Annotated in this window: 12 protein-coding genes; 5 read left to right on the top strand and 7 right to left on the bottom strand. The window is 59.3% G+C overall.

The features are described 5' to 3' along the window. Positions 1 to 122: 122 nt before the first annotated feature. Genes DKB71_RS22960 through DKB71_RS22980 form a run of 5 tightly spaced genes read left to right on the top strand, consistent with a single transcriptional unit; the run spans position 123 to position 5,367 of the window. Complete coding sequence (locus DKB71_RS22960; protein WP_274074638.1) at positions 123 to 1,106, top strand: flavin reductase family protein; 984 nt, start codon at positions 123 to 125, stop codon at positions 1,104 to 1,106. Beyond that, positions 1,103 to 2,431, top strand: a complete 1,329-nt coding sequence (locus tag DKB71_RS22965) for a spinster family MFS transporter (RefSeq protein WP_408597633.1) — start codon at positions 1,103 to 1,105, stop codon at positions 2,429 to 2,431. The genes DKB71_RS22960 and DKB71_RS22965 overlap by 4 nt, the downstream gene beginning before the upstream one ends. A gap of 23 nt (positions 2,432 to 2,454) precedes the next feature. Further along, a complete protein-coding gene (locus DKB71_RS22970; RefSeq protein WP_408597635.1) occupies positions 2,455 to 3,132 on the top strand; it encodes a TetR/AcrR family transcriptional regulator in 678 nt (225 codons plus the stop codon). Positions 3,133 to 3,177: 45 nt separating this feature from the next. Next, a complete protein-coding gene (locus DKB71_RS22975) occupies positions 3,178 to 4,308 on the top strand; it encodes a carbon-nitrogen hydrolase family protein (RefSeq protein ID WP_274074635.1) in 1,131 nt (376 codons plus the stop codon). Positions 4,309 to 4,311: 3 nt separating this feature from the next. Beyond that, positions 4,312 to 5,367 (top strand): AraC family transcriptional regulator, encoded by a 1,056-nt coding sequence (locus tag DKB71_RS22980; RefSeq protein WP_408597637.1) that lies wholly within the window; start codon positions 4,312 to 4,314, stop codon positions 5,365 to 5,367. A gap of 346 nt (positions 5,368 to 5,713) precedes the next feature. On the opposite strand, the gene DKB71_RS22985 is transcribed toward DKB71_RS22980, so the two are convergent. From DKB71_RS22985 to tig, 7 genes are all read right to left on the bottom strand, one after another. Beyond that, positions 5,714 to 6,577 (bottom strand): DUF2242 domain-containing protein, encoded by an 864-nt coding sequence (locus DKB71_RS22985; RefSeq protein ID WP_408597639.1) that lies wholly within the window; start codon positions 6,575 to 6,577, stop codon positions 5,714 to 5,716. Positions 6,578 to 6,770: 193 nt separating this feature from the next. Continuing rightward, positions 6,771 to 8,642 (bottom strand): SurA N-terminal domain-containing protein, encoded by a 1,872-nt coding sequence (locus DKB71_RS22990; protein WP_408597641.1) that lies wholly within the window; start codon positions 8,640 to 8,642, stop codon positions 6,771 to 6,773. 233 nt (positions 8,643 to 8,875) lie between these two features. After that, positions 8,876 to 9,148 (bottom strand): HU family DNA-binding protein, encoded by a 273-nt coding sequence (locus DKB71_RS22995; protein WP_002552737.1) that lies wholly within the window; start codon positions 9,146 to 9,148, stop codon positions 8,876 to 8,878. 149 nt (positions 9,149 to 9,297) lie between these two features. Continuing rightward, positions 9,298 to 11,694, bottom strand: coding sequence for an endopeptidase La (gene lon, locus DKB71_RS23000; protein ID WP_046817997.1), 2,397 nt, complete (start codon positions 11,692 to 11,694; stop codon positions 9,298 to 9,300). Between the two features lie 161 nt (positions 11,695 to 11,855). Further along, positions 11,856 to 13,139, bottom strand: a complete 1,284-nt coding sequence (clpX, locus tag DKB71_RS23005) for an ATP-dependent Clp protease ATP-binding subunit ClpX (RefSeq protein ID WP_046817996.1) — start codon at positions 13,137 to 13,139, stop codon at positions 11,856 to 11,858. Between the two features lie 112 nt (positions 13,140 to 13,251). After that, complete coding sequence (clpP, locus tag DKB71_RS23010; protein ID WP_274074631.1) at positions 13,252 to 13,887, bottom strand: ATP-dependent Clp endopeptidase proteolytic subunit ClpP; 636 nt, start codon at positions 13,885 to 13,887, stop codon at positions 13,252 to 13,254. A 92-nt stretch (positions 13,888 to 13,979) separates the two neighbouring features. After that, positions 13,980 to 15,290 (bottom strand): trigger factor, encoded by a 1,311-nt coding sequence (gene tig, locus DKB71_RS23015; RefSeq protein WP_323607340.1) that lies wholly within the window; start codon positions 15,288 to 15,290, stop codon positions 13,980 to 13,982. Positions 15,291 to 15,400: the final 110 nt, after the last annotated feature.

Genomic DNA, 15,400 nt, shown 5'->3' on the forward strand with positions numbered 1-15,400 from the left:
CCTGCGCCGCCTCGTCCAATCGGACGAGGCGGTGCATTAGCGTTAGTCCGTTGAGACGATGTTCAAGGCCTGCAAACGTCCAATACTGGCCATACGAAAACCTCCACCCCATGAGGCCAGTCATGGCAATGCAAAATATCAGCTTCGATCCCCAGGCATTTCGCGCCGCGCTCGGCACGTTCACCACCGGGGTCACGATCATCACCACCCAGACCGAAGACGGCTCGCCCGTGGGCATCACCGCCAACAGTTTCAACTCGGTGTCGCTCAACCCGCCGCTGGTGCTCTGGAGCCTGTCCAAGCAAGCGCGCAGCCTGCCGATCTTCAGCAGCGGCAAGCACTGGAACGTGCACGTGCTGTCCACGGAGCAGGAGACCCTGTCGGGACGATTCGCCACCCAGGGCGAGGACAAGTTCGCCGAGATCCAACTGGACAATGGCATCAGCGAGGCACCGTTGCTGCAGGATTGCACGGCGCGCTTCCAGTGCCGCACCGCGTTTCAGTACGAAGGTGGCGACCATGTGATTTTCGTCGGCGAAGTCCTCGCCTTCGATCACAGCGACCGCGCGCCGTTGGCGTTCCAGAGCGGCCAATATGCCCTGGCCACGCGCAAGCCCCGCAGCGAACTGCGCCTGGCGACCACGCCGCCACCGCCCGAGTGCAGCTACACAGAGGACTTGCTCGGCTACCTGCTGGGGCGCGGCCATTACCAGGCGCTCAATGCCCTGCGCCAACTGCTGAACAGCCAGCAGCTGGACGAACAGACGTTCTTCGTCCTGTCGATCCTGTGTATCCGCGACAACATGACGCTGGAGGAGATCAACACCTTCGTCACCTACACCGGCCGCGAAGTGACGCTGGCCAGCATGCGTTTTCTCGAGCGCCAGCGCCTGGTGGCCTTCGAAGGGCCGGCACAAGCGCCGCGTTTTGTCCTCACCGCCCAGGGCCGCGAAGTTTCGTTGCATCAGCTGGCGCTGGCCAAGGCCGTGGAAGAAGACCTGTCGGCCAAGCTCGGCGCCGCCGATGCCCAAGCCTTGAAGGTGTTGCTCAAGCGCCTGATTCACGTGAGCGACCCGGGCCTGCCTGACCTGTGGGCGCCGCGATGACCGCTCGCGCAAGTACGCTGCCGGCCGCCACGGTCGGCTGGGGCAGCCATGGCCTGCTGTTGCTGCTGGCCATGGTGTTTGCCGACAACTTTGTCGGGCGCCAGATACTCGCGGTCATGGTCGAACCGATCAAGGCCGAATTCGGCGTCAGCGACACGGCCATCGGCTTGATCTCTGGCTTGGCGTTCGCGGCCGTCTATGCACTCATGGGCCTGCCGGCCGGGCGGCTGGTGGACCGCATGCCGCGTATCCGCCTGCTGGCCATGTCCTGCCTGCTCTGGGCCGTGGCCACCATGGCGTGCGGGCTGGCGGGCAGCTTCCTGGCGCTGGCCGTTGCGCGAATGCTGGTGGCTATCAGCGAATCGCCGACCACTTCGGCCTCGCTTTCGTTGATCGCCGACCTGTATCCGGCCCATCGTCGCTCCTTCGCCATCAGTTGTTTTACCGCGGCGCCGACCTTTTCCTCGATCATCGGTTTGAGTATCGGTGCCTGGGTGGTCGAGCACTATGGCTGGCGCACGGCGTTCATTGCCCTGGGCATGCCGGCCCTGGTGTTTTGCACCCTCCTGGCGTTTTTCGTGCGCGAGCCGCAGCGTGGCCGCTGGGACCTCACGCCACACACCCACACAGCGCCCGCGCTGCTTGGCATGGGCGCCGAAGCCCGCAAGCTCTGGGCATTGCCGGCCTACCGCTGCCTGATTCTCGCGGGCGGCCTGACCACGCTCAGCTCCTATGCCATTGCCATGTGGAACACCAGTTTCCTGGTGCGCTCCCACGGCTTGTCACTGCAACACGCCGGCTTGCTGGCGGGGGTGATCTGCGGGACCTCGGCCGGGATCGGTGGTCTGTTCAGTGGCTGGTTGAGCGACCGCCTGTGCCGTCGCGATCCCCATTGGCAGGTGTCCATTCCCGTAGGGGGCCACCTCGCGGCCACCTGCGCCCTGGTCCCCTATCTACTGTGGTCCGACTCCGTGCTGGTGCATCTGGGCGACGTGCCGATCCCAGACGCCATGCTCTGGTGTGCGCTGTATTCCTTCTTTGCCGTGTGGTGGGTCGCGCCCTCCTACAACCTCGTCACGCAACTGGTGCCAGCGGGTAGGCGCGGTACCGCCATGGCGCTGCAAACCATCGTCAGCACGCTGCTCGGTATTGGCGTCGGCCCCTTGTTGACCGGCTTGTGCAGCGACATGTTGCTACCGCTGTTTGGCCAGGAGTCATTGCGCTATGCATTGCTGCTGGTGAACCTGCCAGTGATTTGTGCGGTGCTGCTGCTGATGCGCACGGCGCACCATGCTCGCGCAACAGGCTATCGCCACGCGGGATAATTTTTCCAGTTGACGGGACATCCATGCCAACCACCAGCGCATCAGCCAACCCAGTACACAGTGCCCGCGATCGACTGCTGGACGCGGCACTCGAACTCTTCGCCACCCACGGCTATCAGGCCATCGGCTTGCGCGACCTGGCGAGCTACCTGGGGTTGCATGCCGGGTCGCTCTACCACCACATCGAAAACAAGCAGGCCCTGTTATTCGAGCTCATCGAGTCGGCCTTGTCGGACTTGCTGCTGGACACGCTGCGGCGAATGAAAGGCGCACGCAACCCTCGCGCACGTCTGCGGCTGTTCATCCAGGCCTTCGTCGCTTTCAACTGTAATGAAAAATACAGACTGACCCTGGTCACCCGTGAGTTTCCCAATCTGAACGATGAACAGAAGCTGCAGGTTATCCAGCTGAAAAACCGCTACGCCGCGCTTTTAAACGCCATCATCACTGAAAGCTACGGCGAGAAAGGCGCGGCCTGTAGGGACATCTGCCCGACGACCAGTGCTGTCATTGCCATGCTGTTTGGCCAGTCGCAGTGGTACACCCTCGACTCCACCGAATCACAGCTGACAGAAACACTGACAGAGGTAGTGGCGTGCATTATCGCCAACAACCAGAAGATCAAAACACCTGCGACGCGGCCAATAACGCGAGGCGCTGTCAATTTTCCCCACCCACCGCCTGATTCGCTTTATCCTTGACGCAAATCGATGACAAGCCTGTAGAGGGCTATTGACTGTTCCCCCATGCGCAAACTTTTGTACCTGACGTTCTCCATGGCGCTTGTCGCCGCTCTTACGACCTACGCAATGTGGGCCGCGGATCGCCCGACGGGGCTGTACCTCTCAGATCTGCGGATCGATGTCGCCGTCGACCAGGGCACGCCCGCTGACCGCGGCAACTTGCTGGGCATCCAGCCCGAGCTGTTTCCCACCGACTACCAAAGCCCCGAACGCTTGCACCGCAAACTCGCCGCCTACTTGCAGAAGGCCCGGGACCAGGGGCTGTTGAATGAAAAAACCATCGTCGTATTGCCCGAACATGTCGGCACCTGGCTGATGGTCAGCGGCGAAAAGGACGAGCTGTACCAGGCCGGCACGTTCAAGGAAGCCATGAACTGGCTGGCCGTGAGCAACCCGCTGAAGTTCGTCCGCGCGCTGATTGGCGCCGAGGGCGAGAGCCGTATCGACGACGCGCACCTGCGCATGAAAGCCAAAGGCATGGCCAAGGATTACCAGGCGTTGTTCGGCGGACTGGCCAAGGAGTTTGACGTCACCCTGGTGGCCGGCTCCATCGTGCTGCCCGAACCCAGTGTCGTCGACGGCACGTTGAAAATCGGCCGTGGCGCGTTGTTCAACAGCAGCGTGGTGTTCGGCCGCGATGGCCTGCCCATCGGCCAACCCCAGCGCCAGATGTATCCGGTGTTCGAACAGCAGGAGGCGATCAAGGCCAACGGCGAACACAGGCTCAATGTCGTCGACACCCCGGCCGGGCGCCTGGGCGTGCTGATCGGCAGCGACAGCTGGTACCCGGACAACTACCGCAAACTCGATACTCAACAGGTACAGCTGGTTGCTGTCCCGGCGTTTGTCTCCGGTCGCGGTACCTGGGACCAGCCGTGGCGTGGCTACAAGGACTCATCGACACCCGCCTCCGTCAGCCTCAAGGCCGGGGAAGTCAGTGAAGGCCAGGCCTGGCAGCGCCTGAACCTGAGCACTCAAGCACCCGCCAGCCAGGCCATCGCCGGCATCAATGTATTCCTGCGTGGACAGTTCTGGGATCAGGGCAGCGCCGGGCAGAGTTTTCTCAGCAGCAACGGCCGGCATTTCGCCGACGGCAAGGCCCGCGGTGCGCGTCTGCTGAATCTTTGGCTGTAGGCCATGAAACCCACCCCCATGCGCCTGGGTGATCTGTCGGTGGGTTTTGTTCACAGCCTGGCCGACGCTGTGCGCAGTCACGGGGCAGACCCGCAGCCACTGCTCGAGCAATACGGCCTGGATGCGGCCCGGTTGAGTGAAGCCGGTGCCCGTCTCTCGATCCCGCGCTACATGCGCCTGGGCCACGCAGCCATCCAGTTGACCGGCAACCCGGCGCTCGGCTTGCAGATGGGCCTGCTCAGTCGCCTGAGCCAGGCCGGCCTTGCCGGCGTGACTGCCGCCCAGGCGCCGACGGTGCGCGAGGCGGCGCGCTGCCTGATTCGATTCGAAGCCTTGTATGGCTCCAACTATCGCGGTCAATCGAGCTTCCACGAAGATGCCCAGGGTGCCTGGTTGCGCTTCTACTCAATCAGCCCCTACAACAGCTACAACCGCTTCGTGGTGGATTCGATCATCTGTGGCTGGTTGCAGCAATTGTCCAGCGTCAGCCCTGCCCCGCTGCGCGCCGAACGCATCGACATCGAGTTCGAGGATCCCGGTTACCGCGCGGCCTACGAGGTGCTGGGCGACTGCCCGATCCAGTTTGGCGCCGAGCACAATCAACTGCGCCTGAGCCTGGCCAGCCTTGCCCAGCGCAACCCCGAGCATTGCCCGAGCACCTGGCGGCACCTGCTGCAACTGTGTGAGCGGGAGCTGGAGCAACTGACACGCACCCGCAGCCTGGGTGAACGCATCACTCAGTTGTTGGGGCCGTTGCTCAATGGTGGCCGGGAACCCGACCTGGAAGAAGTGGCGGCGCGCCTGAAGCTGCCGGTCTGGACCTTGCGCCGCAAACTCGCCGAAGAAGGCACGCAATTTCGCGCGATCCTCAACGACACCCGTCGCGACCTGGCCATGACCTACATCCGCGATACCGAACTGGCGTTCGGCGAAATCGCCTATCTGCTGGGCTTTTCCTCAGCCGAAGCCTTTCAACGCGCCTTCAAGCGCTGGACCGCCCAGACGCCCGGCGAGTTTCGCCGTAGTCGCAGAGAGACAGCCATCAGCAGCAAGCTTTAAGCTGAACGTTAAAGCTCGGTCGCGTCTTCGGCGGGTTCCAGCGGGTCCAGTTCAAACGCCTGATACTCGAGCAGTTCTTCTTGATAATCGTCCATTTTCGAATCCCCCACAGCTCATGAAAAAACGTCTGAATAAATGACCAGCGCCTTGAGCCTAAAGTGCCCACGTGAAAGAAAAATGACGCGGACACGACAGTTCGTCGCTTACAGATAAAACGTAGCAGGCGGGAGGGAATTTATCACAGGATTTTTTTGCTGCAGGCCGCAGGACGACGGTCTGTTTGACGCGGGTCAATCTTTGTAGCGGTTACGGGGCCCGCGCGAAGTCGCCTGGCCCCGTGGCGCAATCACTGGCCAGTGACGGGCATGGCCTGGATCGGTTCCGAAGGTGGCGACATGTCGCTTGGGTTGGCGGGTGGCGTGATGCTTTCCGTGGAGGGCGCTGGCTCAGCGCTTGGGGTCGAGGTAATCGGTGCAGCCTCAGGCGGCGGCGCAACCGGCTCGGAAGCGGCTGGAGCGACTTCAGGGGCCTTGGCGGCTTCTGGCGCCGGGGCAGGCTCTGGTGCAGATTCCGGTGCCAACGGCGCTGGCGCCGGTGCCGGTGCCGGTGCCGGTGCCGGCTTCGGCTCGGGCACGCCCAGGTCGGTTTTCGGCTTGTCGGGGATGTGCGCCGCGGCTTTCACTTCCTTGGGCAGGAACAGCTCGACCAGGGCGAAGAAACGCTCGTAGAACTTCGCCGAGGTGACGGTTTCGCTCGCGACCTTGACCATCGAGTCGTCCGACGAGCCGATCGGCATCGACACCGAGCCCAGCACGCCGACACCGAGGCTGGCCGAGTTGTTGGTTTTCTTCAGCGCGTACTTGTCCTGCAGGGCGTTGGCGAACACGGTGGCATGGTGCTCCGTCGTGCCGTCTTCGGTGCAGACCACGCTGAAACTGATTTCCATGTGGTTTTCGCCGGTCTGCTGGAAGCTCTTGTGTCCACTGACCAGCTTCGGATCACTGCTGGTGATGATATAGCCCTGGCTCAGCAAGGCTCGACGAGCCGCTTCACAGGAGGCCGAATCGGTCACCGGATAGTTGCGGGAAAAGGTTCCGGAATCATCGAAGTTCTCATGCTCGTAGATGGCGGCTTTCTTCGACGAACAACCGGCAGCAGCAGCCAGCACCAAGGCCAGCCCGACAACCCGCATGGGAATTGATTTAAACATTGAACATCCTGAGAGAAACGGTTCGGGGCGTATTGTGCAACAGATCGATGCTTAGCGGCGTACCGATTGTGTCTTAAAACAGTTACAGGGGTGTTGACCCGATGGTCGGGAGAAAATTACCCCGCATCGTGCAATACAGGCGAAAAAAAACCCCGGCCTAACGGCCGGGGTCTTCATATCACGCGGACTGAGATCAGAAACGCTTGATCTCGGCCTGGCTTTCCAGCTGCTTGCGGTAAGCCGCGAAGTCTTGCTGGCCAACGCGCGAAGCGAGGAAGCGACGGTATTGAGCCTTCTCTTCTTCGGTCGGCGTTGCGGCCTCGTTCACACCGTTCAGACGCACGATCATCAGGCTGCCATCGGGCAAGGTGACGCTGCTGAAAGTCGGCTTGTCCTTGGCGGCAGGCTTGGGCATGCGGAACAGCGCCTGCAGCACAGCCGGGTCAACGCCTTCCTGAGCGCGGGTCGCAGCTTCGGTAACCTTCCAGCTTTGACCGTCGATCGGCTTGTCCAGAGGGGTCTTGCCATCACGCAGGCTGGCAATCAGCTCGTCAGCACGGGTCTTGGCGGCAGCAATGGCATGCTCCTTGGCCAATTGCATGCGGATCGGACCTTCCACCTTTTCCAGTGACAGTTGTTCAGGCTTGAGGTGTTCCTTCGCACGCAACACGATCACGGTGTCGGGGTCGAGCTCGATGGCGGTGCTGTTGGCACTCTCATCGAGTACTTCCGGGCTGAACGCTGCGGTGATCACGGCACGGTTGGCCGCAATGCCTTCGCCACCTTCACGGCCGAATGGCGCGGAAGTATGAACGGTCAGCTTCAAGTCCTGCGCAGGCTGGACCAGATCGGAGGCTTCGAACGCGGCGTCTTCCAGTTGCTTGGTCGCCTCGACGAAACGCTGCTCGACCTGCTGGGCCTTCAATTCGCGGGTCAGCTTGTCTTTCAGGCTGGCCAACGTCGGCACTTCAGGCGCTTCCACGCCCAACAGCTTGATCAGGTGGAAACCGAAGTCGGTGCGAACCGGCTCGGAAACCTGGTCCTGGGCCAACGCATACAGGGCTTTCTCGAACGCCGGGTCATAGACGCCAGGACCTGCGTAGCCCAGGTCGCCGCCGTTGTTCGCCGAACCCGGGTCCTGGGAGAATTCCTTGGCCAGGGCGTCGAACTGCTCACCCTTGTCCAGGCGGGCCTTGATCTCTTCGATCTTGGCCTTGGCCTGCGCTTCGGTGGTCTTGTCGTTCACTTCGACCAGAATGTGCGCAGCCCGGCGTTGCTCGGACAGGTTCGCGGTTTCTTTCTGATACGCCGCTTGCAGGTCTTCGTCCTTGACGCTGACCTGGTCAAAGAAGGAAGCCTTCTTCAACTCCAGGTAATCGATGACCACCTGATCCGGCGTCATGAATTCCTTGGCGTGCTCGTCGTAGTAGGCCTTGACCTCTTCGTCGGTCAGCTTCACGGTCGACGGGTCGACCTTGATGTTCAGGGAAGCGAAATCGCGGGTCTGTTTTTCCAGACGGGCGAAGGCCAGGACCTGGGCATCGGTAACAAAACCGCTACCCGCCACACCGGCGCGCAGTTGCCCGATCAGCATTTCCTGAGCCAGCATCTGGCGGAACTGCATGCGGCTGTAGCCGAGCTGACGAATCACCTGGTCGAAGCGCTCAGGGCTGAACTTGCCATCCACCTGGAATTCAGGTGTTTGCAGGATGACCTGGTCCAGCGCCGCTTCGGAGAAAGCGAATTTGGAGTTTTCTGCGCCTTGCAGCAGCAGTTTGCGGTCGATCAGGCCTTTGAGGGCCGATTCGCGCAGCATTTTTTCGTCGAGCAAAGAGGCGTCGAAATCCTTGCCCAGCTGTTGCATGAGTTGACGGCGTTGCATATCGACCGCCTGGCTCAGCTCGTTCTGGCTGATTTCTTCACCATTGACCTTCGCCGCTTCGTTCTTGCTCGTCGTGGCCTGGAAAATGGCGTCGAAACCGGTCAAGGCCATCAGTGCAACGATGACCCCGATAATGGTCTTGGCAATCCAGCCTTGTGAATTGTCCCTGATATTTTGCAGCATGCGTCCCCCATAAACGGTTGAACTTCAAAATTAGGCAACCGTGGAGCGTGGGTAGAATCCGGATAGAAGAAAGGCGCATCCGAGGATGCGCCTTCTCGTAACTGGCGGAGCGGACCGATGACTCGTCTTGACAAGCCTCGGCGTCTCGGACCGGCGAACTGCCGACTGGACTACCGCTCCGCTGCCAGGTCAGGCTTGACCCCGACCCGGATAGGCAAAAACCTGAATGGAACTTAGTTGACAGCTTCTTTCAGTGCTTTACCGGCTTTGAAACCTGGTTTTTTGGCAGCTGCGATTTCCAGCGTCTTACCGGTCTGTGGGTTACGACCGATGCGAGCTGGACGATCAGTTACGGAGAAGGTACCGAAACCAACCAGAACCACGGAGTCGCCAGCCTTGAGAGCGCCAGTGACGGATTCGATTACAGCGTCCAGCGCACGGCCAGCAGCAGCTTTCGGGATATCAGCGGATGCAGCGATAGCATCAATCAGTTCCGACTTGTTCACTCTAAGTCCCCTTATATCTATTTGAGTATGATTCTAAGTTTTTTTGGTGAAAGCAAAAACGAGTGCTGAATGGCCTACAGACACTTAAGAGCCGCTTTATAACAAGGGCTCTAAAAAGCTGTCAAGGAAGCCCCCCAGGCAAATACGTACTAATGCGTGCTAATTCTTTCCTTAGAATCTGCGTCACGTTTCTCATCCTTCGCGACTATCTCCGGAGCCACATCCGGTAAGGGCTCCGGGGCGTATTGCAGCGCAATTTGCAGGACCTCGTCAATCCATTTAACTGGTTTAATCTGAAGATCTTGCTTGATATTGTCCGGAATTTCCTTCAAATCGCGAACATTCTCTTCAGGAATGATCACGGTCTTGATTCCGCCACGATGCGCGGCCAGCAGTTTTTCCTTCAAGCCGCCAATCGCCAATACCTGGCCGCGCAGGGTAATTTCACCCGTCATGGCAACATCTGCACGAACGGGGATGCCGGTCAGTGCCGAGACCAATGCCGTGCACATGCCCACGCCGGCGCTAGGGCCGTCTTTCGGGGTCGCCCCTTCCGGCATGTGGATGTGCGTGTCGCGCTTCTCGTGGAAGTCCAGGGGAATGCCCAGGCTCTTGGCCCGGCTGCGCACAACGGTCAGGGCTGCGGTGATCGATTCGACCATCACGTCACCCAGGGAACCGGTCTTGATCAACTGGCCTTTACCCGGGACGACAGCGGCTTCGATGGTCAGCAACTCACCCCCCACCTGAGTCCACGCCAGGCCGGTCACCTGACCGATCTGGTCCTGCTGCTCTGCCAGGCCGTAGCGGAATTTACGCACGCCCAGGAAGTGTTCCAGATCGTCTGCAGTGACCTTCACAGAGAAGCGTTTTTCCAGCGCATGCTCTTTGACCGCCTTGCGGCAGACCTTGGCAATCTGGCGCTCCAGGCCCCGTACACCGGCTTCGCGGGTGTAGTAGCGGATGATGTCGCGGATCGCTTCGGCGTCGAATTCCAGCTCGCCTTTCTTCAGGCCGTTGGCCGTGATCTGCTTGGGCGAGAGGTACTTGACGGCGATGTTGATCTTCTCGTCTTCGGTGTAACCCGGCAGACGAATCACTTCCATCCGGTCCAGCAGCGCCGGTGGAATGTTCATGGAGTTGGAGGTGCACAGGAACATCACATCGGACAGATCGTAATCGACTTCCAGATAGTGATCGTTGAAGTTGTGGTTCTGCTCCGGATCGAGCACTTCCAGCAACGCTGACGCCGGATCGCCACGCATGTCGCTGCCCATCTTGTCGATTTCATCGAGCAGGAACAGCGGGTTGCGCACACCCACCTTTGTCATTTTTTGAATCAATCTTCCTGGCATCGAACCGATGTAAGTACGGCGATGACCACGAATTTCCGCTTCATCGCGCACGCCGCCGAGGGCCATGCGCACGAATTTACGGTTGGTGGCGTGGGCAATGGACTCCGCCAGCGAGGTTTTACCCACCCCGGGAGGACCTACCAGGCACAACACCGGACCACGAATCTTCTTCACGCGCTTCTGCACGGCGAGGTATTCGAGAATGCGTTCCTTGACCTCTTCGAGGCCGTAGTGATCGGCGTCGAGAATGTCTTCTGCGCGAGCCAGGTCAAGGCGCACTTTACTCTGGGCCTTCCACGGCACCTGGACCAGCCAGTCGATGTAGGAACGCACCACAGTCGCTTCGGCGGACATCGGCGACATCTGCTTGAGCTTGTTCAGCTCGGCCGTCGCCTTGGCCAGGGCGTCTTTCGGCAGGCCGGCGGCATCGATGCGCTTTTTCAGCTCTTCGACTTCGTTATGCCCTTCGTCGCTGTCACCGAGCTCTTTCTGAATGGCCTTCATCTGCTCATTCAGGTAGTACTCGCGCTGACTGCGCTCCATTTGCTTTTTGACACGACCGCGGATGCGTTTTTCGACCTGCAGCAGGTCGATCTCGGCATCCAGCAAGGCCAGCACGTGCTCGACACGGGCCGACAAATCGATGATTTCGAGAATTTCCTGCTTCTGCTCGATCTTCAGCGCCATGTGCGCGGCCATGGTGTCGACCAGGCGGCCTGGCTCATCGATGCTGTTGAGCGACGACAGGACTTCAGCCGGGACTTTCTTGCCCAACTGCACATATTGTTCGAACTGCGACAGCAGGCTGCGCACGAACACTTCCGACTCGCGCTCAGGCGCATCGACCTCGTCGATCAACGACACTTCGGCGCGGCAGTGGCCGTCCACTTCGCTGAAGCGCTCCACGGCGCCACGCTGCTCGCCTTCGACCAGAACCTTGACCGTGCCGTCAGGCAGCTTGAGCAGCTGCAGAACGGTCGCAATCGTACCTACGCGATAAAGTGCGTCTTCGCCGGGATCGTCGTCAGCAGGGTTTCTCTGGGCCAGCAGAAGGATCTGCTTGTCGCCCGTCATCGCGGCCTCGAGGGCTTCGATGGATTTCTCGCGCCCCACGAACAGCGGGATAACCATGTGCGGATAAACCACGACATCACGCAATGGCAGGAGAGGCAATTCGATGGTTGTCTTCATGATTTCGCCTCTACGGCGGCCATAAGGCCGGAAACAGATGGATGTAAGCTTGAAACCAAGATGGGGGCTGCCTTGAAAAAAAACAAGCACAAAGACAGTGTTAAAAAGTGCAAAAAGCAAAGGGGCCCGAAGGCCCCTTCTTTGTACCGGCTGCGTGACGCTTAGGCGTCTGGCGCGGCCTTGGCAGCAGGCTCACTGTTTTCATAGATATACAGCGGCTTGGACTTGCCTTCTATAACGCTTTCGTCGATCACCACTTTACTCACCTCGGACTGCGAGGGGATTTCATACATGGTGTCGAGCAGTACACCTTCGAGAATCGAACGCAGGCCACGGGCACCGGTCTTGCGTTCCAGGGCACGTTTTGCGACCGATTTCAGTGCGTCGGCACGGAATTCCAGGTCTACGCCTTCCATCTCGAACAACTTGGCGTATTGCTTGGTCAGTGCGTTTTTCGGCTCGGTGAGGATCTGCATCAACGCAGCTTCATCAAGCTCGTCCAGCGTGGCCAGGACCGGCAGACGACCGACGAATTCCGGGATCAGACCGAACTTGACCAGATCGTCAGGCTCGACTTCACGCAGGGACTCACCGACTTTCTTGCCTTCTTCCTTGCTGCGCACTTCTGCACCGAAGCCGATGCCGCCTTTGGTGGAACGGTTTTGAATAACCTTTTCCAGACCAGAGAACGCACCACCGCAGATGAACAGGATGTTACGGGTGTCGACCTGAAGGAATTCCTGCTGCGGATGCTTGCGACCACCTTGAGGTGGAACGGAAGCGACCGTACCTTCGATCAACTTGAGCAGGGCCTGCTGCACGCCTTCACCGGAAACGTCCCGGGTGATCGACGGGTTGTCGGACTTGCGCGAGATCTTGTCGATCTCATCGATGTAGACAATGCCCATCTGGGCCTTTTCCACGTCGTAATCGCACTTCTGCAACAGCTTCTGAATGATGTTCTCGACATCTTCACCCACGTAACCCGCCTCGGTGAGGGTGGTTGCGTCGGCAATGGTGAACGGAACGTTCAGCAAGCGGGCCAGTGTTTCGGCAAGCAGGGTTTTACCCGAGCCTGTCGGGCCGATCAGCAAGATGTTGCTCTTGCCGAGCTCGACGTCGTCGCTCTTCTTGTCACGCTGGTTAAGACGCTTGTAGTGGTTGTACACCGCTACGGCCAGAACCTTTTTCGCACGCTCCTGACCAATCACATACTGATCAAGGATGCCGCTGATTTCTTTAGGCGAAGGCAATTTATGCGCGCTGCTCTCGGCCTGGGCTTCCTGCACCTCCTCACGGATGATGTCATTGCACAGGTCGACGCACTCGTCGCAGATAAAGACCGAGGGGCCGGCAATCAATTTGCGCACTTCATGCTGGCTTTTGCCACAGAAGGAGCAATAGAGCAGCTTGCCGTTGTCCTCGCCGTTGCGGGTGTCAGTCATTCGTTCGATCCAAATCCGATAGGCTTGCAACACAAGATGAAGGCTATTGCGGGCTTTTTCAAGCCCGCTGGTGATCGGACCCGCCGACCACCCCTATTTTGAGCTGCTTATTTTACGCGGGGCGCTGGTTGATCACTTCATCGATCAAGCCGTATTCCTTCGCAGCTTCTGCACTCATGAAGTTGTCGCGGTTGGTGTCGCGCTCGATTTCTTCCAGAGTACGCCCGCTGTGCTTGGCCATCAGCGTGTTCAGACGCTCGCGGATGAAGAGGATTTCCTTGGCATGGATTTCGATATCCGATGCCTGGCCCTGGAAACCGCCCAGTGGCTGGTGAATCATCACACGCGAGTTCGGCAGGCAGTAACGCTTGCCTTTGGCACCGGCCGTCAGCAGGAACGCGCCCATGCTGCACGCCTGACCGATACAGGTGGTCGACACGTTGGGTTTGATGAACTGCATGGTGTCGTAGATCGACATGCCCGCCGTCACCGAACCGCCCGGGGAGTTGATATAGAGATGGATGTCCTTGTCCGGGTTTTCCGCTTCAAGGAACAGCAGTTGCGCACAGATCAGGTTGGCCATGTAGTCCTCTACCGGACCCACCAGGAAGATCACTCGCTCCTTGAGAAGACGCGAGTAGATGTCGTAGGCGCGCTCGCCACGAGCGGACTGCTCGACAACCATCGGGACCAGGCCACCTGCGGCCTGGATATCAGAGTTCTGCTGAATATACGAATTACGGAACATGCTCTGCAGTCACTCCCAAATAGTTATGTCTTGAATACGCATAAGCCAGCTCGAGAGCTGGCTTATGTGTGTGCTTCTTAGCGCAAAAATGATCAGTCGGCTTGTGGAGCTTCTACCGGCTTGACCGCTTCTTCGTAAGAGACCGATTTGTCGGTCACGCTAGCTTTCTGCAGAACAGTATCCACAACTTGCTCTTCCAGCACAACCGAACGAACTTCGTTCAGTTGCTGGTCGTTCTTGTAGTACCAGGACACAACTTGCTCAGGCTCCTGATAAGCCGAAGCCATTTCCTGGATCATCTCGCGAACGCGGGCTTCGTCAGGCTTCAGGTCGAATTGCTTGACCACTTCAGCCACGATCAGGCCCAGGACAACACGGCGCTTGGCTTGCTCTTCGAACAGCTCGGCCGGCAGTTGGTCAGGCTTGATGTTGCCGCCGAACTGTTGAACAGCCTGCACGCGCAGACGGTCGACTTCGTTGGACAGCAGGGCCTTTGGCACTTCGATCGGGTTGGTGGCCAGCAGACCGTCCATGACCTGATTCTTGACCTTGGATTTGATCGCCTGGCGCAGTTCGCGCTCCATGTTCTTGCGAACTTCGGTGCGGAAGCCTTCCAGACCGGTTTCCTTGATGCCGAATTGAGCGAAGAACTCTTCGTTCAGCTCTGGCAGTTTTGGCTCGGAAACGGTGTTGACGGTCACGGTGAACTCGGCGGTTTTGCCAGCCAGGTCCAGGTTCTGATAGTCCTCAGGGAAGGTCAGGTTCAGAACGCGCTCTTCGCCGGCTTTAGCGCCAACCAGGCCGTCTTCGAAGCCAGGGATCATGCGGCCGGAACCCAGGACCAGCTGGGTGCCCTTGGCGGAACCGCCAGCGAACACTTCACCGTCGACCTTGCCAACGAAATCGATGTTCAGCTGGTCTTCGTTTTGAGCGGCGCGATCAGCCACTTCGAAACGGGTGTTCTGCTTGCGCAGGATGTCCAGCATCTTGTCCAGATCGGCGTCAGCCACGTCAGCGCTCAGGCGCTCTACGGTGATACCTTCGAAACCGGCAACGGTGAACTCAGGGAACACTTCGAATACGGCTACGTATTCCAGGTCCTTGCCCGCTTCCAGGGATTTTGGTTCGATCGACGGCGAACCCGCCGGGTTCAGCTTCTGCTCAACCACAGCTTCGTAGAAGGAAGACTGGATCACGTCGCCTACAGCTTCCTGGCGAGCGTCAGCACCGAAACGGCGCTTGATTTCGCTCATTGGCACTTTGCCTGGACGGAAGCCAGCAATCTTGGCCTTTTGGGCGGTCTGCTGCAGACGCTTGTTGACCTGGCTCTCGATGCGCTCAGCCGGCACGGTGACGCTCATGCGGCGCTCAAGAGCAGTAGTATTTTCAACAGAAACTTGCATGGATATTCCTCGTTGCACAGACGTTAGCCGGCCGTTTCCGACCCCAGAATCAAGGGCATGCATTCTAGTGGGTCAAACTCAAGAAGTCACCCTACTGAAAACGGGTAAAA

This window comes from Pseudomonas sp. PLMAX (assembly GCF_046042685.1).
Classification (GTDB): Bacteria; Pseudomonadota; Gammaproteobacteria; order Pseudomonadales; family Pseudomonadaceae; genus Aquipseudomonas; species Aquipseudomonas putida_AE.

Excerpts from the sequence above, each read along its gene's own strand:
- DKB71_RS22960 (WP_274074638.1), top strand. The coding sequence starts at position 123 with ATGGCAATGCAAAATATCAGCTTCGATCCCCAGGCATTTCGCGCCGCG.
- DKB71_RS22965 (WP_408597633.1), top strand. The coding sequence starts at position 1,103 with ATGACCGCTCGCGCAAGTACGCTGCCGGCCGCCACGGTCGGCTGGGGC.
- DKB71_RS22970 (WP_408597635.1), top strand. The coding sequence starts at position 2,455 with ATGCCAACCACCAGCGCATCAGCCAACCCAGTACACAGTGCCCGCGAT.
- DKB71_RS22975 (WP_274074635.1), top strand. The coding sequence starts at position 3,178 with ATGCGCAAACTTTTGTACCTGACGTTCTCCATGGCGCTTGTCGCCGCT.
- DKB71_RS22980 (WP_408597637.1), top strand. The coding sequence starts at position 4,312 with ATGAAACCCACCCCCATGCGCCTGGGTGATCTGTCGGTGGGTTTTGTT.
- DKB71_RS22985 (WP_408597639.1), bottom strand. The coding sequence starts at position 6,577 with ATGTTTAAATCAATTCCCATGCGGGTTGTCGGGCTGGCCTTGGTGCTG.
- DKB71_RS22990 (WP_408597641.1), bottom strand. The coding sequence starts at position 8,642 with ATGCTGCAAAATATCAGGGACAATTCACAAGGCTGGATTGCCAAGACC.
- lon (WP_046817997.1), bottom strand. The coding sequence starts at position 11,694 with ATGAAGACAACCATCGAATTGCCTCTCCTGCCATTGCGTGATGTCGTG.
- clpX (WP_046817996.1), bottom strand. The coding sequence starts at position 13,139 with ATGACTGACACCCGCAACGGCGAGGACAACGGCAAGCTGCTCTATTGC.
- clpP (WP_274074631.1), bottom strand. The coding sequence starts at position 13,887 with ATGTTCCGTAATTCGTATATTCAGCAGAACTCTGATATCCAGGCCGCA.
- tig (WP_323607340.1), bottom strand. The coding sequence starts at position 15,290 with ATGCAAGTTTCTGTTGAAAATACTACTGCTCTTGAGCGCCGCATGAGC.